At 64.5% G+C, this 19,635-nt stretch carries 17 protein-coding genes; 7 read left to right on the top strand and 10 right to left on the bottom strand.

Translation table 11 applies throughout. From position 1 onward, the window contains the following. Positions 1-238 precede the first annotated feature (238 nt). The 5 genes from P9217_RS05620 to P9217_RS05600 form a co-directional block, all read right to left on the bottom strand. Positions 239-1,342 carry a mandelate racemase/muconate lactonizing enzyme family protein gene (locus P9217_RS05620; protein ID WP_278086457.1) on the bottom strand — a complete coding sequence of 368 codons (1,104 nt, stop codon included), beginning with the start codon at positions 1,340-1,342 and terminating at the stop codon, positions 239-241. A gap of 27 nt (positions 1,343-1,369) precedes the next feature. Next, positions 1,370-2,062, bottom strand: a complete 693-nt coding sequence (locus P9217_RS05615; protein ID WP_095800939.1) for a GntR family transcriptional regulator — start codon at positions 2,060-2,062, stop codon at positions 1,370-1,372. Between the two features lie 161 nt (positions 2,063-2,223). Further along, positions 2,224-3,378: an efflux RND transporter periplasmic adaptor subunit gene (locus P9217_RS05610; RefSeq protein ID WP_095823938.1), complete on the bottom strand. Its 1,155-nt coding sequence runs from the start codon at positions 3,376-3,378 to the stop codon at positions 2,224-2,226. A gap of 14 nt (positions 3,379-3,392) precedes the next feature. Continuing rightward, positions 3,393-6,587, bottom strand: a complete 3,195-nt coding sequence (locus P9217_RS05605) for a multidrug efflux RND transporter permease subunit (RefSeq protein WP_095800938.1) — start codon at positions 6,585-6,587, stop codon at positions 3,393-3,395. Beyond that, positions 6,581-6,817, bottom strand: coding sequence for a hypothetical protein (locus P9217_RS05600; protein ID WP_278086458.1), 237 nt, complete (start codon positions 6,815-6,817; stop codon positions 6,581-6,583). The genes P9217_RS05605 and P9217_RS05600 overlap by 7 nt, the downstream gene beginning before the upstream one ends. Before the next feature lie 252 nt (positions 6,818-7,069). On the opposite strand from P9217_RS05600, the gene P9217_RS05595 reads away from it, so the two are divergent. Next, positions 7,070-7,651, top strand: a complete 582-nt coding sequence (locus P9217_RS05595) for a TetR/AcrR family transcriptional regulator (protein WP_095823937.1) — start codon at positions 7,070-7,072, stop codon at positions 7,649-7,651. 388 nt (positions 7,652-8,039) lie between these two features. Here P9217_RS05595 and P9217_RS05590 read toward each other — a convergent pair whose 3' ends face one another. From P9217_RS05590 to P9217_RS05570, 5 genes are all read right to left on the bottom strand, one after another. Then, complete coding sequence (locus tag P9217_RS05590; RefSeq protein WP_067327781.1) at positions 8,040-9,062, bottom strand: LacI family DNA-binding transcriptional regulator; 1,023 nt, start codon at positions 9,060-9,062, stop codon at positions 8,040-8,042. A 55-nt stretch (positions 9,063-9,117) separates the two neighbouring features. Beyond that, positions 9,118-9,912 (bottom strand): ATP-binding cassette domain-containing protein, encoded by a 795-nt coding sequence (locus P9217_RS05585; protein ID WP_127246460.1) that lies wholly within the window; start codon positions 9,910-9,912, stop codon positions 9,118-9,120. 5 nt (positions 9,913-9,917) lie between these two features. Then, positions 9,918-10,904, bottom strand: a complete 987-nt coding sequence (locus P9217_RS05580) for an ABC transporter permease (protein WP_095776237.1) — start codon at positions 10,902-10,904, stop codon at positions 9,918-9,920. 104 nt (positions 10,905-11,008) lie between these two features. Continuing rightward, on the bottom strand, positions 11,009-11,941 hold the full coding sequence (locus P9217_RS05575; RefSeq protein ID WP_066988900.1) for a substrate-binding domain-containing protein: 933 nt from the start codon (positions 11,939-11,941) through the stop codon (positions 11,009-11,011). 271 nt (positions 11,942-12,212) lie between these two features. After that, complete coding sequence (locus P9217_RS05570) at positions 12,213-13,370, bottom strand: fumarylacetoacetate hydrolase family protein (RefSeq protein ID WP_127324340.1); 1,158 nt, start codon at positions 13,368-13,370, stop codon at positions 12,213-12,215. A gap of 195 nt (positions 13,371-13,565) precedes the next feature. On the opposite strand from P9217_RS05570, the gene P9217_RS05565 reads away from it, so the two are divergent. The 6 genes from P9217_RS05565 to P9217_RS05540 all read left to right on the top strand — a co-directional run bounded on the left by P9217_RS05565 (position 13,566) and on the right by P9217_RS05540 (position 19,629). Next, a complete protein-coding gene (locus tag P9217_RS05565) occupies positions 13,566-14,849 on the top strand; it encodes an FAD-dependent oxidoreductase (protein ID WP_278086459.1) in 1,284 nt (427 codons plus the stop codon). 95 nt (positions 14,850-14,944) lie between these two features. Beyond that, positions 14,945-15,832, top strand: a complete 888-nt coding sequence (locus P9217_RS05560; RefSeq protein WP_095776234.1) for an ABC transporter permease — start codon at positions 14,945-14,947, stop codon at positions 15,830-15,832. Then, positions 15,829-16,650 carry an ABC transporter permease gene (locus tag P9217_RS05555; protein ID WP_278086460.1) on the top strand — a complete coding sequence of 274 codons (822 nt, stop codon included), beginning with the start codon at positions 15,829-15,831 and terminating at the stop codon, positions 16,648-16,650. Before P9217_RS05560 ends, P9217_RS05555 begins: the two co-directional genes overlap by 4 nt. A 27-nt stretch (positions 16,651-16,677) precedes the next feature. Next, on the top strand, positions 16,678-17,748 hold the full coding sequence (locus tag P9217_RS05550) for an ABC transporter substrate-binding protein (protein WP_066988891.1): 1,071 nt from the start codon (positions 16,678-16,680) through the stop codon (positions 17,746-17,748). A gap of 203 nt (positions 17,749-17,951) precedes the next feature. Next, positions 17,952-18,554: a cupin domain-containing protein gene (locus P9217_RS05545; protein ID WP_095823847.1), complete on the top strand. Its 603-nt coding sequence runs from the start codon at positions 17,952-17,954 to the stop codon at positions 18,552-18,554. After that, positions 18,544-19,629 (top strand): ABC transporter ATP-binding protein, encoded by a 1,086-nt coding sequence (locus P9217_RS05540; protein WP_278086462.1) that lies wholly within the window; start codon positions 18,544-18,546, stop codon positions 19,627-19,629. Before P9217_RS05545 ends, P9217_RS05540 begins: the two co-directional genes overlap by 11 nt. Positions 19,630-19,635: the final 6 nt, after the last annotated feature.

Raw genomic sequence — 19,635 nt, 5'->3', positions numbered from 1 at the left:
CAAGAATTCGGCCGAACGAACTGTAACATGCACTTTGGTCCGGTCCATCCGCTCCTTGAAGCGGACAGGTCAGATTTTCTTGATGCATGCCTAGCTCGGGCTCGCAGCCCCCGATCGAAATCGTGGCCGCCTCGATTCGGTATTTGCCGGTCTCCTTTCCTTTTGACGATCTCCCAGTTCAGGTCAGCGAAAAGCCTGCTAGCCGGATCGGGTTGCCGCGCTGCTCCCGATCCTCATCTCAGCCGATCTTGAAGAACGGCTTGCCGAGCAGGTCCGGCACCACGTCGATGCCAAGCCCGGCGCCGTCGGGAATGCCCATACGGCTGCCCGCGACCGGCGGCTTGTTGGAGGCGGTGCGCACCGTTACCCATTCGTGGAAGGCGATGGCATGCAGACGGCGCTCTTCCGGCGTCGACAGCGACAGATGCGCCATCGCGGCGGTGTCGATCTCCGCGCCGCCGGTGTCTTCGACGGTGATCATGAAACCGAGATCGACGGCGACATCGCGGATCAGCCGCGTCTGCGTCACGCCGCCGAGGCGCGAGATCTTCAGCGTCAGCCCATCGGCTGCGCCTAGGCGATGGATTTCCAGCATCTCACCCAGCGATGTGACGGATTCGTCGAGCACCATCGGCTTGTCGAGCATGCGGCGTACCGACATGTTCTCCTCGATCGTCGTGCAGGGCTGTTCGAATGTGTAGTCGATGCCGCGCGTGGCATCGGTGAACTGGCGCGCCTGGTAGGGCGTCCAGCCGGCATTGGCGTCGCAGAAGATCACCGTGCCCTTCGGCACGGCTGATGCGACGGCGCTCACGCGCTCGATGTCGTCACGGACATTGCCGCCGACCTTGACCTGCAGCCGATGGTAGCCTTCGGCAACGATGCGCTTGGCAAGTGCCGCCATCTGGTCGACCGTGCCGTGGGTCACGACCCGGTAAAGTTCCGCCGTCTCGCTCTCGCGGCCGCCGAGCATCGCTACCAACGGCACGTCGGCCGCACGGGCGGCGAGATCCCAGCAAGCCATGTCAAGCGCGGCTTTGACGTAGGGATGGCCCTTGAACACCGTGTCCATCAACCTGCCGATGCCGGCCAGCCCGCGCGGGTCATGGCCGATGAGATGCGGCGCGATCTCCGGCACGCCCGCGCGCGTTCCCGCCGGAAACGCGGCCGAGTAGAAATTGCCGAGCGGCGCCATCTCGCCCCAGCCGGTCACGCCTGTGTCGGAAGTGATGGCGACGATCACCGCATCGAAACAGTCGGCGACCCGGCCCTTGGACATGCGGTAGGGCCCGTCCACGAAGGGCTGCACGACATGGTAGGCTTTTATGCTCTTGATCTTCACGTTTGTATCCGTTTGTCCGCGGGTTTGTCAGGCGCCCTTCGATGCGCGCTTTTCGAGGCTGCGCGCATAGGCAAGAAGCGCTTCGAAATCGTTGTCGATATGCTCGCGGGCATGGCGCTGGGCGGCGCGCATGTCCGTGCCCTTGAGCAGCGCCACATAGGTTTCGTGCAGGTCCTCGGCCGGCACCGGCTCGTTCCGCGCACGCTGGTGCAGGGCGAAATACATTTGCAGCCGGCTGGTCAGCCGCTGCCAGGTTTCGAGCAGCACCGAATTGTCGGCCCACTCATAGACCAGCCCGTGCAGCTGCAGCGCCGTCTCGATCTGGCGCGTGGTGTCGAGCGCCCGGGTCGCCTGCTTCACCGCTTCGTGGCGGCGGTCGAGCTCGTCGAAGAAGCGCTGGTCGCGCTGCGGCCAGGCGAGCTGGATGGCGAAGTCGTCGAGCACCTTGTTCAGGGAATAGGCGTCGACGATGTCCTTGGCGGCGACGTCGACAACGAAGGTTCCGGCATAGGGAATGCTGGTCAGGATGCCTTCCTGCACCAGCTCGCGCATCGCCTCGCGCAGCGGCGCGCGGCTTACCCGCATCTGCTCGGAAATGCGGAGTTCGTTGAGCTTCTGCCCAGGCTCCAGCTGGCCGGTCAGAATGGCGCGCCTGAGCAGCGCGACGATCTCGGCCCTGCGCGTCGTATCCGCGATCGGACTGAAATCCAGCTTTGACATGTGGGCCACTCCGGGATGAACCGACTGCAAGACAAGCAGATTGTCGACAATCCAACAAGAGGGTGGCTATCGATTTTTTCCCGGTTGCAGGCGCGCAAACAAAACGGCGCCCTCGGTGTGGGTGTCGAGGGCGCCGTCGGACCGGGACTGATGGGGGATTATCAGCTGGCCGGTTTCGTTTCCGGCAAGGGAGAAACCGGCATTCCGGGTCCGATCTTCTGCAAATTGCCGGTGATCACCTGGTCGGTCTCGGAGATGCCTGAGGTGACGGAAATCAGATCGCCGTCGGTCGGGCCGAGCGACACCAGCTTCTGGTCTACAGTGTTGTCTTTGCCGAGGACGTACAGGTATTTGCCGAGCTGGCTGGAACCCAGCGCCACCTGCGGCACCATCAGCGTATTGGGCTGCTGCTTCACATGCAGCCGCACGCGCACATACTGCCCGGGCAGCAGCGCGAACTTGGCGTTGCCGATCGTTGCCCGCGCCGTGATCGTGCCGGTCGAATGATCGATCGTGTTGTCGATGAAGGTGAGCTGGCCCTTCTGGCTGGGCTCGGTCTCGCCGGGCAACAGCACGTCGACCGCAATCGGACCGTTGGCCTTCGCCTGCTCGATCTGGACGAGGTCGGTCTCGCTCGGATTGAAGGTGACGTAGATCGGGTCGAGCTGCACCAGCGTGTTGAGAACCGTGCCGGCGACGCTCACCAGGGTGCCGACCGAGGCTTGGTTGCGGCCGATCCGTCCGGAGAACGGTGCCTTGATCTCGGCATAGCCGAGATTGAGCTCGGCCGTCCGCACCGCCGCCTGGTCGACCGCAAGGGCGGCTTCGGCCGTGCGCAAGTTGCTGGTGCGCTGGTCGAAGCTGTCCTTGGCGAGGTACCCGGCCTTGGCAAGGTCGGTGCCGCGGCCGAGATTGGACCGCGCGTAATCGAGCGCTGCCGCGTCGCGCTGCACCTGCGCCTTCGCCTGGTCGAGCGCTGCCTGGTAGTCCTCGGGCGCGATCCGGTAAAGCAGGTCGCCCTGCTTGACGTCGCTGCCGTCCTGCGCCGTCTGCTCCTGCAGATAGCCCGGCACGCGCGCCTGCAGGGTGATGTTGCGGATCGGCTCGACGCGCGCGGCGTAGTCGAGATAGATCGGCAGCGTCTTCTTGACGACGTTGACCACCGGGACCGGCATGACGAACGCCTTGGGCGCAGGTGCCGCGCCCGCAGTGCTGGCGCTGAGGCTGAGATTGCCCATGTCGAGCAGGTGCACGCTTGCCACCGAGATTGCGCCCAGCGCGACCGCCGTTCCCAAAGCGATTTTCCATTTACGCATGTTGGTCTCCAATCCTATTCGGCCGCCTGGGCGAGCCGGACGGGCTCGGCGGTCGGTTCAATCTCTTGTTGGTGCGGGGCATGTTGAGGCCCCGCGGCAGGTTCGCTCTCGCCGCCGCGCTCGCGCAGCTTCTCGATCACCGCGTAGAAGACCGGCACGAAGACCAGCGACAGGATCGTCGCCGCCACCATGCCGCCGAAGACGGTGGTGCCGATCGACTGCCGGCTGGCGGCGCCCGCGCCGGTCGCGAACATCAGCGGCAGCACGCCGAGGATGAAGGCGAAGGCCGTCATCAGGATCGGCCGCAGCCTCAGCCGCGCGGCTTCCATCGCCGCCTCGACGATGGTCAGGCCTTCCTCGCGGCGCCGTCGGGCGAACTCGACGATCAGGATCGCGTTCTTCGCCGCCAGGCCGATCAGCATGACGAAACCGATCTGCGAGTAGACGTCGATCTGCATGCCGCGCAGCAAGAGCACGACGAAGGCGCCGAACAAAGCGAGCGGCACGGCGAGTAGCACCATGAAGGGCATCGCCCAGCTTTCATACTGCGCCGCCAGGATCAGGAAGACGAACACGATCGCCAGGCCGAACACGATCGAGGCGATCGATCCGGCCTGGAGCTCCTGATAGGTGATGCCGGTCCATTCATAGCCGAAGTCCCGCGGCAGCACGTTTGCCGCCGCCCGCTCCATGGCCGCCACCGCTTGGCCGGACGAGAAGCCGGGAGCCGCGCCGCCGTTGATGAGGGCGGATGCATTGTTGTTGTAATGCGGCACGGTCTCGGGACCGACGATCGGCACCAGCTTGCCCAGTGTGCTCAGCGGCACCATCCCGCCGGACGCATTGCGCACGTAGAGGCGCGAGATGTCGTTCGCGTTTCCGCGCGCGTCCTTGTCGGCCTGGATCGTCACCCGGAACGTGCGGCCGAAAAGGTTGAAGTCGTTGACGTAGAGGGAGCCGAGATAGATCTGCAGCGTGTTGAACACGTCGGGCAGGTTGAGGCCGAGCAGCTTCGCCTTGCTGCGGTCGAGGTCGTAGTTGAACTGCGGCGTCGAGGTCGAGAAGGACGAGAACAGCTGCTGCGGATTGAGCTCCGGCTGCTTGCGTGCTTCCGCGATCAGCGCCTGCGTGACCTCGTTGAGCGCGGCGCTGCCGCGGCCCGAAAGGTCTTCCACCTGGAATTCGAAGCCGCCAGTCGTGCCGAGGCCCGGGATCGAGGGTGGATCGAATGAGAGCGCAAACGCCTCCGGTATCTGCAGCAACTTGTTACGCACCTCGGCGACCAGCTTCGATGCGTTCTGGTCGGGCCCGCGTTCGTCCCACGGCTTCAGGATGGCGAACTCCACCGCCGAGTTCGATTGCGCGGCGCTGGTGAGGAAGTTCAGGCCGCTGATCGAGCCGACGATGTCGACGCCGGGCGTGTTCTGCAGGATGTCGCGCGCCTTCTGCGCCACCGCGTCGGTGCGCTCCAGCGAAGCGCCGTCCGGCAACTGGATGACGACGAAGAAATAACCCTGGTCCTCCACCGGAAGGAAGGTCGAGGGCAGCTTCTGCCAGACGAAATAGGTGGCGACCAAGCCCGCCGCGAACAGGCCGAGCATGGCCCAGCGCAGCCGGATCAGAATGCGCACGCCATGCGCGTAGGCATGCGACAGCCAGTCGAAGCCGGCATTGAACCAGCGGAACAGCACGAACTGCGTTTCGCCGCGATGGCGCAGGAACGCGGCGCTCAGCGCCGGGCTCAGCGTCAGCGAGTTGAAGGCGGAGATGCCGACCGAGATCGCAACGGTAAGCGCGAACTGGTTGTAGAGCCGTCCCGAAACGCCGGGAATGAAGGCGACCGGGATGAACACCGCCATCAGCACCGCCGTGGTGGCGATGATTGGGCCAGTCACTTCGGCCATCGCCGCGCGCGTCGCGGCGAGCGGCTTGAGGCCGGCCTCCAGCTGTCGCTCGACGTTCTCGACCACGACGATGGCGTCGTCGACGACAAGGCCGATCGCCAGCACCATGCCGAGCAGCGAGAGCATATTGAGCGAGAAGCCCAGCATGTACATCACCGCCAGCGTCGCGATCAACGACACCGGGATGGCGATGGTCGGGATGATGGTAGTGCGCCAGCTCTGCAGGAAGATGAAGACGACAGCCACCACCAGCACCAGCGCTTCGCCGAGCGTGATCAGCACGTCATGCATCGAGGCCGAGACGAAGCGCGTCGTATCGTAGTGCATGGCGTAGTGGACGCCCTTCGGGAAGCGCGCCGACAATTCCTGCATCTTGTCCTTGACCCGCTGCTGCAGGTCAAGCGCGTTGGAGCCGGGCATCTGGTAGACGGCGAGCACCACGGTCGGGTCCTTGCCGAAGAAGGCCGATGACGAATATTGCAGCGCGCCGAGCTCGATGCGGGCGACGTCGCGCAGACGCACGAGCGAGCCGTTCTGCGAGTTGGCGCGCACGACGATGTCGCCGAATTCCTTCGGGTCGCTCAAACGGCCGACCGCATTGACCTGCATCTCGAAGGCGGTGCCGGCCGGCGCCGGCGATTGGCCGATCTTGCCCGCCGCCACCTGCACGTTCTGCTCGGAAATGGCGTTCTGCACATCGACGGCGGTGATGCCGAGATTGGCCAGTTTGTCCGGATCGAGCCAGACGCGCATCGAATAGCGCCGTTCGCCGAAAATCTGCACGTCGCCGACGCCGGGCAGCCGCTTCAGCGGATCGACGACCTGGAGATAGGCGAGGTTGCTCAGCGCGACCGGATCGACCGAGCCGTCGGGCGAGGTGAGGTCGACGATCAGAACGAAGTTCGGGTTCTGCTTCTTGATCGTGACGCCGCCCTGGTTGACGATGGCCGGCAGGGAGGATGCGGCCTGCGAGACGCGGTTCTGGACGTCGACGGCCGCCGTGCTCAGCGGATAGCCGACGTCGAATGTGATGGTGATGGTCGAGGAGCCGTCATTCGAGCTCGTCGACGACATATAGGTCATGCCTTGCACGCCGTTGATCTGCTGCTCCAGCGGCGTGGTGACCGTATCGGCCACCACCTGCGCGCTGGCGCCTGGATAATGGGCGCTGACCACGACCTGCGGGGGCGTGATGTCAGGGAACTGCGAGACCGGCAGCAGGAAATAGGCGATCGCACCAGCGAGCACCATGATGATGGCGATCGCCGATGCGAAGATCGGGCGGTGGATGAAGAAGTTCACCATGACGCGGATGCCTCGCCGAACGGTTTTGCAAAATGGCGCAGGCGCCGGGCCCGGACGGAACCGGAATCCTCCAGGAAGGATGGCGGGACATCTTCCGGCGCCTGTTCCGCGGCGCGCGAGCGCAGCATCCGTTCGAAGGCGTTGGGATCGACCCCATCAGCCTTCATCACCAGCCGGATCATCGGATCCCGGATGGCTTCGTCGATCGTCAGGTCTTTGCGCTTTTGCATAGGAGCGGCTCCTTGCTGCGGCCCGCATCGGATGATCACGGACGCTTTTTTCTCGTTTTCACCGGCCGAAGCCGCATGACAGGCAGGTTTTTCGTCCTATCTCACTCTGGCAGGGCTCTATCGGGGGGCCTTGTCGTTTGACGGGGAGCGATATAGGTGTTACCAGTAAGTAACATCTGAAAGTTACAGACCGGTAACACCCTAGTCAAGAGGTGACCTCGGTTTTTTTGGAAACGACGAAAGGAGAGCATGATGACTGACGGCGTTGCGGAACGTTCCCGCCCCCGGGATCGCATCCTGGAAACGGCGCAGGACATGTTCCACAAGCACGGGATCAAGGGCGTCGGCGTCGACGCCATCACGGAGGCTGCCGGCACCAACAAGATGACGCTCTATCGTCACTTCGAATCCAAGGACGATCTGATCATCGAATGCCTGCGCGCCACGGCGGCGAAGGCTTCAAGGATATGGGACGAGTTCGAGGCCGAGCATCCCGGCGACAAGCTCGCGCAGTTGCATGCCTGGGTCCGCAAGGCTTCAGAGCTGCTCAGCGCCGACAGTCGCGGCTGCGACATGGCCAATGCCGCCGTCGAGCTCACCGAGACCAATCACCCGGCACGGCGCGTCATCAAGGAACTGAAGGAAGCCCAGCGCGAGAAGCTGGTTGCGCTCTGCCGCGATGCCGGCATCGGCCAGGCCGAGTTGCTCGCCGATACGCTGTCGCTGTTGCTCGAAGGCGCGCGCGTCTCGATGCAGAGCGTTGGCGCCGAGGGCCCGAGCGCGCAGTTCGTGCGCATGGCCGAGAGCCTGATCGCCTCGTTCCGGGCACGCTGAAGGCGGCTTCCCCTGATGCGGCCGCTTCGCGGCCAGGCTAGCGCCGGCGCTGACCCGTCTCCTCTCTCCCCAGGAGAGTTCGGATTGCTCGAATTGCAAGGCAATTCGACTCGGCAATATCCGGGTGAGGGGCGCTCCGCCTAAGTGCAGGCAAAGAAAAAGCCCGCTGCCGGGAGGAGGAGGCAGCGGGCTTCGATTTCGAATACGGCGCGGGAGGAGGAGCACCGCATTCAGCGCCGGTGTCTGGGAGGAGGAAGACATCCGACGCGGCAATAATTACGATTTGCCCAACCATTCGGCAACTGCGAAACGTGCATAGCTGGTGTGCAGATTTGCCGGATCAATCGTCTGACAAATCAGTGAGGCGACGGCATGATGCCATTCGCGCCTACTGCACCGGCACGTTTTCCTTCATGATCAGCCGGGGCTCGATGAATTTCTTGGTCAGGTACGGCGCCGACGAGGCGATCGAGCCGAGCAGGCGGATCACTGCTTGCTCGGCAATCAGCCGGGCGTTCTGGTCGATGACCACGTCGGCGAGATCGTCGACGAGGTAGCGGCGCGTTTCCCTGGTCAGGTCATGGCAGATGAAGACGGGCTTTCTGCGCGGCTTGGCCTCGAGCAACGCCTTGGCCACGCCGGAGCGTCCGGCGCCGACGCAGTAGATGCCGAGCAGTTCCGGTTCGTTGTGCAAGGCCTTCATGGTCGCGCTGTAGCTGGCGTCGGGCTCGTCGTTGATCTCGACGGCGCTGGAGACGGTGAGATTGGGGAACTCTTCTGCGAGCACCGAGCGGAAACCCATCTCGCGCTCCTCGTGGCCGCGGTAGGAGCGCGAGCCAACGACCATCGCGAGGTGCCCGATCCGGCCGCCAAGGAAGCGGCCCATCAGCAGCGCCGCCGTGCGTCCGGCAACCCGGTTGTCGATGCCGACATACGCCGAGCGAGGGGCCGCGGGCACATCGGAAACCAGCGTGACCAGCCGAATGCCGGCCTCGACCAGCTCGCGCAAAATGTTGCGCGTGCGTGGATGGTCGACGGCGATGACGCCAACGCCGTTGGCCTTGAGCGAGAGGTTCTCGATCGCGCCCTGCAGCGCGCCCGGCGAGATCCCGGCGAGATTGTGGATGCGGCAGGAGGCGACCAGCGGCAGGCGCCCTGCAAAGTCCTCGATATGATGGGCAAGGTCGGCCATGAAGGCGTTGCTGCCGATCGGCAGGAAGAATTCGAGATGCGCCGGCTTCGACGGCAGCACGACTTGATCGAGCGTCGGCAGATAGCCGAGCTGCTTTGCCGCCTCCAAGACGCGCTGCCGGTTGGCCGCGCTTGCGCCCGGCCTGTTGTTGAGCACTCGGTCGACCGTCGCGGTCGACAGGCCGCAGCTTCTGGCGATGTCGGCTACGGTCGCTTTCATGGGTCCGGTCATGGGATAGGATCGAGCCCCAGTCAAAAATCAAGGTCAGGCCAAATCAGCCATGCGGCTGCGGGCCGTCGGAAATCGCATCGCGGATCTCCTTGTCCGACATGCCGGTGATGACGCGTTCGACGTCCGCTACTGTGGTCTTCTTCGGATCGATATCATCGGCCACCACCTTGCCGCGGCGCATCACCACGATGCGGTCGACGACCTGGAACACGTGGTGGATGTTGTGGGCGATGAAGATGCAGGAGTGGCCGGAATCGCGGGCGCCGCGCACGAAGCTCAACACCCCTTGCGTCTCGGCGACGCCGAGATTGTTGGTCGGCTCGTCGAGGATGATGAGGTCGCTGTCGAAATGCATGGCGCGCGCGATCGCCACTGCTTGCCGCTCGCCGCCTGATAGCGAGCCGATCGGCGTCGTCGGCGGGATGTTTTTGGAGATGCCGACCTGCTTGAGCAGGTCGCGCGCCACCGTGTTCATCGCCTCCTGGTCCATGCGGTTGAGGAAACGCGGCGGTTTGATCGGCTCGCGCCCCAGGAACAGGTTGCGGGCGATCGACAGCTGCGTGACAAGCGCGGAGTCCTGATAGATCGTCTCGATGCCTTCAGCGATCGCGTCGCTGGTGCTGCGGAAATTCACCTTCTTGCCGCGCACGAAAATGTCGCCGCTGGTCAGCGGCACCGCGCCCGACAGCACCTTGATCAGCGTCGATTTGCCGGCGCCGTTGTCGCCGAGCAGGCCGACGATCTCCTTTTCGTTGACGTGGAAGTTGGCATCCACCAGCGCCTGTACGCGCCCATAGGACTTGCGGATGTTCGTCATGCGGATCAGAGGCTCAGCCATCGTCTTCAAGTCCCTGCCTGGTGCCGGCGTTCGAGCCATGAGTGCAGCGCCATCATCCCGAGGATGATCGCGCCAATGAAGATGTTGTAGGCGAGTCCCGGCACGCCGATCAGCACGATGCCGTTGCGCATGACGCGCAGGATGAGGATGCCGAGCACCGTGCCGATAATGGTGCCGCGGCCGCCGGTCAGCGCCGTGCCGCCGATGACCACCATGGCGATGACCTCGAGCTCGTAGCCGGTGCCGCTGTTCGGATTGGCGGCCGAGGTGCGCAGCGACGAGATCACGCCGGCGAGGGAGGCCATCACCGCCGAGAGGATGAACAGGCCGATCTTGACCCGGCTGACATTGACGCCGCGGGCGCGCGCCGCGTTGGGATTGCCGCCGGCCGCCTGGATCCAGTTGCCGGTGCGGCTTTGCGTCAGCACGTAACCGAGCGCGATCGCGGCGCCGATGAACCAAAACAGCGAGGCATAGATGCGGAACGGGCCGATGTAGAAGTCGCCGACCAGGATGTCCGCAAGCCAGCTGCCTTCGGCGCTCCAGGTGCGCTGCGGAAAGCCGTCGGTGACGAAAAGCGCGGTGCCGCGCACGACGAGCAGCATCCCGAGCGTGACCAGGAAGGACGGGATCTTGAGCTGCGTGACGAACCAGCCATTGACAAGCCCGATCAAGGCCGCGACCACCAGCGCGATGGCTAAGCCCATCTCCAGCGAGGTGACCCCGCCGTTGAACAGCGTCCACATCAGCACCGGCGAGAAGCCGAACAACGAGCCGACCGACAGGTCGAATTCGCCCGACGTCATCAGCAAGGTCATCGCCAGCGCGATCAGCCCAAGCTCGACGGTGAAGGCGAGGATGTTCGAGATGTTCTGCGGCGACAGGAAATCCGGATTGATGCCCCAGAAGATGACGAGTTCGACGATCAGCAGCACCAACGGCCCGAATTCCGGCCGCGCGATGAAACTTTGGATGAAGGAACGGTTTTCCATTGGGCCCGCGATGTGAATGATTGGCGAGCCCGCTGCGATCAGTCAGGACTCGACGGTCCAGGAAGCGATCGCGGCCCGAAAGCCGCGACCGTTAATGTCAGCAATTACTTGCCGGACAGGATCTTGTCATAAACGCCGGCAGTATCCTTTTCATAGAGCGCGCCGGTGATGACGTTGAAGCCCGGAGGAATGCCGGCAGACGCCATCGCCGCCATCGAAAGTGCGATGTAGCTGGTCGCCTGCGGGTCCTGCCACTGCGCGGCGTTGACATAGCCGTTCAGCACTTCCTGGGTGGTGTCGAGCGAGTTGCCCCAGCCGACAACGGGGATCTCGCCCGGCTTGACGCCGACTTGGTCGAAGACGCGCTTGACCGAGCCTGTGACGAGGTCGCCGAGGCCGATGATCGCCTTCACCTTGCCCTTGTGGGCGGTGAGATAGTCGACCATGCGGTTGATCACTTCGGCCTGGTCGAGCGTCGCCTCGGTCACCTCATAGGTGATGCCGAGCGGCTCGAACACGCTCTTGATGCCTTCCTCTTCCTGCACGCCATAGGTGGCGCCGGGCACCTCCACCGGCATCCATACGAAGTCGCCCTTCTTCACCAGGCCCTTGTCGACCAGATACTGCGCCCAGTGCTTGCCGAAGGTGACGTTGTCGCCGCCGACATAGGCGTTGAAGTTGGCCTTCGGGTCGGGCGTGTTGAAGTTGATGATCGGAATGTTGGCCGCACGGGCCTCCTTGACGATCTCGACGAGGCTGCCCGGATCGGGGCTGGTGGTGACGATGCCGTCGGCCTTGGCCGAGATGGCGGCGCGAACAGCCTCCTGCTGCGAGGCAACGTCGCCATTGTGGAACGAGGTGTTCACCTTGTTGCCGGTGTCGGTCGCCCATTGCTTGGCACCGGCCAGGAAGTAGGTCCAGACCGGATCGGCCGGCCCGCCATGCGAAATCCAGTAGAAGGTCTTGGCCTCGGCCATCGCCGGAATGGCGATTGCCGCGATCAAGCCAAGCACGAACAGTCTCAGCCTCGAAAGCATCGATTTCCTCCCATGTTGAAAACCACCTCCACATCAGGCGCGATGCGGTCCTCAAGGGTCGCATCTTCCTGCCCGCGCCGACCGGACGCCTCTAGAGCATTCCCTTTTTCGGCCGCTGGCAAGCCTCGATCGTCAATGGATGTTGGCACAGCTCCGCACGCCATCAGCAATCCCATCAGATTGCATCAGTTACCGTGATATTTTCCCGGCAAACGCCGCTGCGCTCATCAGCCTCCAGTGATGAGCAAGCGTATGCCGTTGTGATCCGCTGCTAGATCAGACCGGCTCTGGCGAGATCGCGCATCAGGTGGCTGGCGCCGTAGGTCCAGGGCGGGCAGTCGGGCGACAGGCGCACCCGGTTGGTCAGCGCGCCCAACTTTTCCGACGAGATGGTGACGATGTCGCCGACCTTGTGGGTGAAGCCCTTGCCCTTTTCGCCGCGATCCTTCGACGGCACGAACATGGTGCCGAGATAGAGCGCCAGCCCGTCCGGGTATTGGTGATGCGGTCCCATCGCGGCTCTGACCAGCTCTTCCGGCGAGCGGCTGATCTCGGCCATCGAGCTTGCGCCCTCCAGCGAAAAACCGTCCTCGCCCTCGACGCTTAGCCGCACCGTGGCGCGCTTCACGTCGGCGATGGAAAAGGTCTCGTCGAAGAGCCGGATGAAAGGTCCAAGCGAGGCGGAAGCATTGTTGTCCTTGGCCTTGCCGAGCAGCAGCGCCGAGCGTCCTTCGACATCGCGCAGATTGACATCGTTGCCGAGCGTGGCGCCGACGATGCGGCCCGAGCTGTCGGCGATCATCGCGATCTCCGGCTCCGGATTGTTCCAGGTGGAGACCGGATGCAGCCCGACATCGGCGCCGAAGCCGACGGAGGCCATCGGCTGGCATTTGGTGAAGATCTCGGCATCGGGGCCGATGCCCACTTCCAGATATTGCGACCAGGCGCCGCGCTGGATCAGCTTGGCCTTGATCTCCATCGCTTCCGGCGACCCTGGCTTGAGCTTGGAGAGATCATGGCCGATCAGCCCGGCGATGTCGGCGCGGATGGCGTCGGCCTTTTCCGCGGAGCCGCGCGCCTGCTCCTCGATGACGCGCTCGAGCAGGCTGACGACGAAGGTGACGCCGGAAGCCTTCACCGCCTGCAGGTCGACGGGGGAGAGCAGGATCGGCTTCTTGGCGTCGCGCTGAGACTCGAAGCTGTTGGCTGCGATGTCTTCCAGTGTGCCGATCGCCTTGGCCCGGGCCGAGCGCACGTAGGCGGCCGGGTCCTTCAGCTCGCAGAGGTCGCGCACGGTAGGCGCCGCGCTCGACGTGATGTCGATGACCTCGCCTGCGCGCACCGTGACCACCAGCGGATGGGAGGCTTCGCTGATCCTGGCGCGGCCGACGAAAAGGCCGTCGCCAGGGAGGCGGGTTAAATCGGTCATGGTCTTCTGTCCTCTCGATTGTCGCGCGGCACTTTCCCCGGATTTAAGGCAAACGTCTATCCCATCGATGGCGAGGTTATGAGCCAATGGCATGCTGTCACATAGCCAAGCGCCGACTGGCCCATCGGGTCCCCTTTCAAGCTCATGAAATCAGCAATAGGATTTTCACGAGCCTCCAGCGCCTCAGGTGACCAATTGCCCGCAGCCTTTTCCGATCCGATCTGGCAAAAGCCCCCAACAGCTCCGGCGTTCCAGTCCGAGCTGTCGAGCCACGGCACGCTCGACGCGGTGATCGTCGGCGGCGGCATCATGGGTCTGTCGACCGCCTTGCACGCGGCCCGCGCCGGTCTTTCCGTCCAGGTGCTGGATGCCGGCGCGATCGGGCAGGGCGCGTCGGGCTTGAACGGCGGCCAGGTCATTCCCGGCCTCAAATATGATCCCGAATGGCTGATCGAGCACTTTGGCAAGGAGCGCGGCGAGGCCCTGGTCGACTTCGCCGCCTCGACGGCCGACGCGGTGTTCGACGTGATCCGTGACGAGAAGCTTGCGGTGCCGTTCACGCGGAACGGTTGGATCCAGGCCGCGCACACCGAGACCGCATTGAAGGCGGCGGCGAACCGGGATCGGCAATGGCGGGCGCGCGGCGCCGACGTCAAGCTGCTCGACCGAGCCGAGATCGCCGCGATGACCGGCGCCAAGGGCTATCTTGGCGGCTGGCTCGACCGCCGCGCCGGCGTCATCGATCCGCTGTCCTACACGCTCGAGCTTGCCCGCCTCGCCTCGGACGTCGGCGTCGGGATCGCCGAACAGCAGCGGGTGGTGAGGCTCACCAAGGAAGCGGGCGTCTGGCGGGTCTCCACGCAAGGCGGCGCCGAACTGCGCGCGAAGGCGGTCGTGCTCGCCACCAACGCCTATACGGACGGCCTGCTCCCCGGGCTTGCCGGGACGATTGTGCCTCTGCATTCCTTCCAGATCGCCACGGCGCCGCTGCCGGCCGAGCTTGCGGCAAGCATCCTGCCCGGGGGGCAAGCCGTTTCCGATTCCCGCCGCATCTTGGTCTATTACCGCAAGGGCCCTGATGGCCGGATGGTGTTGGGTGGACGCGGCCGCATGGCCCTGCCTTCAAGCGCGGCCGACTGGGCGCATTGCGAACGCGCGCTGCTGCGCCTCTATCCGGCGCTTGCCGGCATCGCCGTCGAAAAGCGCTGGTTCGGCCGTGTGGCGATGACCCCGGATCATCTTCCGCACCTGCATGAGCCGGAGAAGGGCCTGCTCGCCGTGGTCGGTTGCCAGGGCAGGGGCGTCGGGCTGATGAGCGCGCTGGGCAAGCGCATGGCGGGTTACCTCGCGACCGGCGATGTCAGTCAATTGCCTTTCCCGCTGTCGCCGATCCGGCCGATCCCGCTCCACGCCTTCCGCCAGGTCGGCGTTGCCGCCACCATCGCCTGGTATCGGATGCTGGATGCCTTCGAGCGCTGAGTTGAACGCGTGCAGCGCATCACCGATTTAGCTTGACAGTTTCAGGAATATGAAAAATCATTGGCGGATTTCAAAATCCGATGGGCAGCTAGCAGATGTCCACCATCGTTGCAGCGCGGCCATCGCCGGAAACCCGCATCTCGCCGGTCTTCCGCTTTGCCATGCTGTTGCCCGGCGGGCTGGTCACCTTCTTCCTCATCCTCTTTGCCCTCGGCCTTGTGCTCTTCCTTGCCTTCAGGAGCAATGACGGCTCGCTGCTCGGCGCCGGCTTGACGGCGGCAAACTTCGTAACTGTGGCCACCGATCCGCTCTACTGGACGGTGACGCTGCGCTCGCTGGTCATCGCCGGCCTGGTGACGCTCGCCACCGTCGCTACTGCATATCCGGTCGCCTACTACCTCGCCTTCCATGCCGGCCGTCGGCGCAACCTGCTGCTCTTCCTGGTCACGCTGCCGTTCTGGACCAGCTACCTTTTGCGCGTCTTTGCCTGGAAGATCGTGCTTGCCTATAACGGCGTCCTGAACTCGGCTTTCATCGAAAGCGGCCTCTGGTCGGAGCCGACGCTCGCCTTCCTCAACACGCCGGCGGCGGTGGTGGTGACGCTTGCGCACGCCTACGCGCCTTTCGCCATCCTGCCCATCTACGTGGCGCTGGATACCATCCCGAAATCGCTGCTCGAAGCCGCCTCCGATCTCGGCGCGCGCCCGTTCACGTCGTTCCGCCGCGTCGTGCTGCCCAATTCGATGCCGGGCGTGCTGGCGGCGGCTCTCGTCGTCTTCGTGCCGACCGTCGGCGACTATGTCACGCCGGCTATGGTCGGCGGCCCGGCCAGCACCATGATCGGCACGCTGATCCAGTCGCAATTCGGCAAGGCCAATGACTGGCCGTTCGGCGCGGCCCTGTCGGTCTGCGTCATGCTGGTCATCCTGTGCGTGGTCCTGGTCGCGCGCGGCGCCGACCGCCGGTTTGGCAGCCGCACATGAGCGCGGCGCGCAAAGAGGCAAATGCGGGCGGTCGCTGGCTCGGCCTCTATGTGCTTGCCTATCTCGTCTTCCTCTATCTGCCTATCCTTTTGATCCCGCTGTTTTCCTTCAACGATTCCATCCAGGCGGCGTTTCCGCTGCAGGGCTTCACGCTCGGTTGGTACGAGACCCTCTACGGCAATCCGGCGCTGTCCGGCGCTTTGGCCAACAGTCTCGTCATCGGTGTCGTTGCTGCCTCGGGGGCAACGCTTTGCGGCATCACCGTTTCCTATATGGACCTTTACGGCCGCTCGCCGCTCGCGGCTACGATCAGTGCCATAGCCCGGCTGCCGATCCTAATCCCCGGCGTCATCATCGGCATCTCGCTCTTGATCCTGGTCAATCTCATTGGCCTCGGCCCCTCGCGCGTTGCAATCGTGCTCGGCCATATCCTGGTGGCGCTGCCGACGACGGTGGTGGTGATGCGCAGTCGATTCGCCGCGATCCCAAAGACCATTCGCGAGGCGGCGCTCGACCTTGGGGCGTCGGACTGGACAACGTTCCGGCGCGTCATGCTTCCGCTCAGCCTGCCGGCGGTGCTGTCGGCCTTCATGCTCGCCTTCCTGACCTCCTTCGACGAGTTCATCGTCGTCTTCTTCCTCGCCGGCACCGAGCCGACGCTGCCGCTCTACATTTGGAGCCAACTGCGCTTCCCGCGTTCGCTGCCCACGGTGATGGCGCTCGGAACGGTGATCCTGGCCGTGTCCTTCGTCATCGCCACCCTCGCCGAGATCCTGCGCCATCGCGGCCTCGGCGCCGCGCGCCGCAATCCAGCCTGAACCACAACAAAGAAGAGGAGAACGAAAATGACAGTCCACCTGAAATCGATCACGGGATACAAGGCCCGCGCGGGTCTAGCCGCACTCGCCCTGGCGCTGTCGTCGACCGTCGCTTTGGCTGCCGACAAGCTGCAATATTTCACCTGGTCGGGCTACGAGCTGCCCGACTTCAACAAGAGCTTCCTCACCGCGCATCCGGACGGCGTCGAGGCCACGATCTTCGGCGATGACGACGATGCCTTCACCAAGGTCAAGGCCGGCTTCCGGCCCGACATCGCCCATCCCTGCTACGACAAGGTGGCGCGCTGGAACAAGGAAGGCCTGCTGCAGCCGATCGACACCAAGCGCATCAAGAACTGGGATTCGATCTTTCCGGTGTTCAAGAACCTGCCCGACCTGCAGGCCGGCGACGGCAAGGTCTGGATGGTGCCGTGGGACTGGGGCAACACCTCGATCCTCTACCGCACCGATCTGGTCAAGAACCCCGAGGCGAGCTGGAACCTTCTGTGGGACAAGCAATATGCCGGCCGCATGGCGACCATCGACGCCGTGCATGACACGCCGATCGTCGCGGCACTTCTGGCAGGCGTGAACCCCTTCGACATGACGCCGGAGCAGATGGAAAAAGTCGCGGCGAAACTGCGCGAGCAGCGGCCGCTGCTGTCGAGCTACACCACCGACATGACCTCGGTCGAGCAGGCGCTGGCCAGCGGCCAGTTGGTCGCCGCCATGACCTGGAACGCGTCGGCCACATCGCTGAAGAAGCAGGGCGTGCCGGTCGAGTTCATGAAGCCGAAGGAAGGCATGCTCACCTGGGCCTGCGGCTTCGTCATGCTGAAGGACGCCAAGAACGTCGATCTCGCCTATGACTTCATCAACAGCCGGCTCGACGCCGACTCGGGCAAGTACCTCATCCAGTCCTACGGCTATGGCAGCTCGCTTTCGACCGCCTTCGCCGGCGTGTCGAAAGACGAACTGGACAAGCTGCAACTGCCGGCGGATCCCGACGTGATGCTGAAGAGCACGATCTTCACCGGACCGATGAAGCAGAACGACGACGTCGCCAAGATGTTCGAGAAGGTGAAAGCCGGCGGCTGAGCGCACTTTCCTTCTCCCCCTTTGGGAGAAGGTGGATCGGCGCGCAGCGTCGAGACGGATTAGGGTGCGTGACGGATCGCCGTCTTTGCCAAGCTGGAACACCCCTCATCCGTCGCGTTCGGCGACACCTTCTCCCACAAGGGGAGAAGGGGGAGTCTGGCGGCGCTGCGCCGCACCGGTGGAAAGACAACAAGGACTATTTGATGGACATTGCTGACGAGGCAAAACCGAAGGACGATGCCGACGTCCGTGTCGGCCGGCGCGTGCGGGCGCTAAGGCTCGAGCGCAAGCTGTCGCTGGCCGAGCTTGCAGCCAAGGCCGGCATATCGATCGGCGCGCTCAGCCAGATCGAGCGCGGCATGTCCTCGCTGCGCGTCAAGGTGATCTGGCCGCTGGCCGCCGCCCTCGACATCGAGCCCTCGGCCCTGATCGCCGACGGCGATGAAGCGGTCAACGACCTCTACTGCGTGCGCGCCGACAAGCGGCGCGCAATCCCGGTCAAGTCCGAGGGCATCGCCAAGGCGCTGCTCTCGCCGCCCGCCGCCACACTCACCGGAATGCTGGTGACGGTCGAGGCCGGCGGCGGCACCGCCGAAGCTTATGCCCATGCCGGCCACGAATTCGGCTTCGTGATGACGGGCGAGGTCGAGCTGGTGGTTGACGCCACGGCCTATGTGCTGAAGGCCGGCGACAGCTTTGGCTTCAAGAGCACGCTGCTGCATGCCTTCCGCAATCCGGGCGCCGAGCGCTGCCAGATTCTGTGGGTCAACACGACAAAACCCTCCGAGGTGCGCGATGGCGCCTGACGCGCTCGTTCGTCTAGAGAACGTCTCGAAGGTCTTCCCGGGCGGCGTGGTCGGGCTCGATGCGGTCGATCTCGACATTGCGGCGGGCGAGTTCCTGACCCTGCTCGGCCCCTCAGGCTGCGGCAAAACGACGAGCCTGCGCGTCATCGCCGGCTTCGAGAGCCCGACCAGCGGCAACGTGCTGCTCGAAGGCGGTGACATCACCGGTCTGAGGCCCTTCGACCGTCCGGTCAACACCGTCTTTCAGGACTATGCGCTGTTCCCGCATATGGACGTCGCGGCGAATGTCGGCTTCGGCCTCTCGCTGCGCAAACTGTCCGGCACCGAGCAGGCCAAGCGCGTCGGTCAGGCGCTTGACATGGTCGGCCTAGCCGACAAGCTGCGCGCCCGCATCTCCGAACTGTCGGGCGGTCAGCGCCAGCGCGTCGCGCTTGCCCGCGCCATCGTCTGCGAGCCGCGTGTGCTCCTGCTCGACGAGCCGCTGTCGGCGCTCGACGCGCATCTGCGTGAGCAGATGCAGGTCGAGCTCAAGCGACTGCAGTCCCGGCTCGGCACCACCTTCGTCATGGTCACGCACGACCAGACCGAGGCGCTGTCGATTTCCGACCGCATCGTCGTCATGAACAAGGGCCGCATCGAACAGATCGCGCCGCCCGCGACGCTTTACGACCGTCCGGCGACGCGGTTCGTCGCCTCGTTCATCGGCACCATGAATCTCCTGCAGTCACGCTTTGTCGGGCGCGACGGCGAGCGGCTGCGGTTTACCGCCGGCGAGCTGCCGCTGGTGGCCATACCGGAAACCGGCGAGATACCGGCTGTCGGCGACGCACGAACCATCGGCGTTCGTCCGGAGGATCTTGTGGCGGCCACCGAGGCCGCCGAAGGCACCGCGCCGGCGCGGGTGAGTGGCATCGTCTTCCACGGTCGCACGCTGCGCCTTCACGCCGAACTGGGGCAGGGGACTGCAATCGTCATCGATGCCCCACGCCGCGCCGACGGTTTTCGATTCAGCATCGGCGACGTAGCGCACATCAGCCTGCGGCGTGGCGCCAACTGCCCTGTGCTCTCGAACTGATCGCCG

Source organism: Mesorhizobium sp. WSM4989 (assembly GCF_029625795.1).
GTDB lineage: Bacteria > Pseudomonadota > Alphaproteobacteria > Rhizobiales > Rhizobiaceae > Mesorhizobium.
Note: the sequence above shows the minus strand (reverse complement) of the source record. Positions and strands in the feature narration are given on the sequence as shown.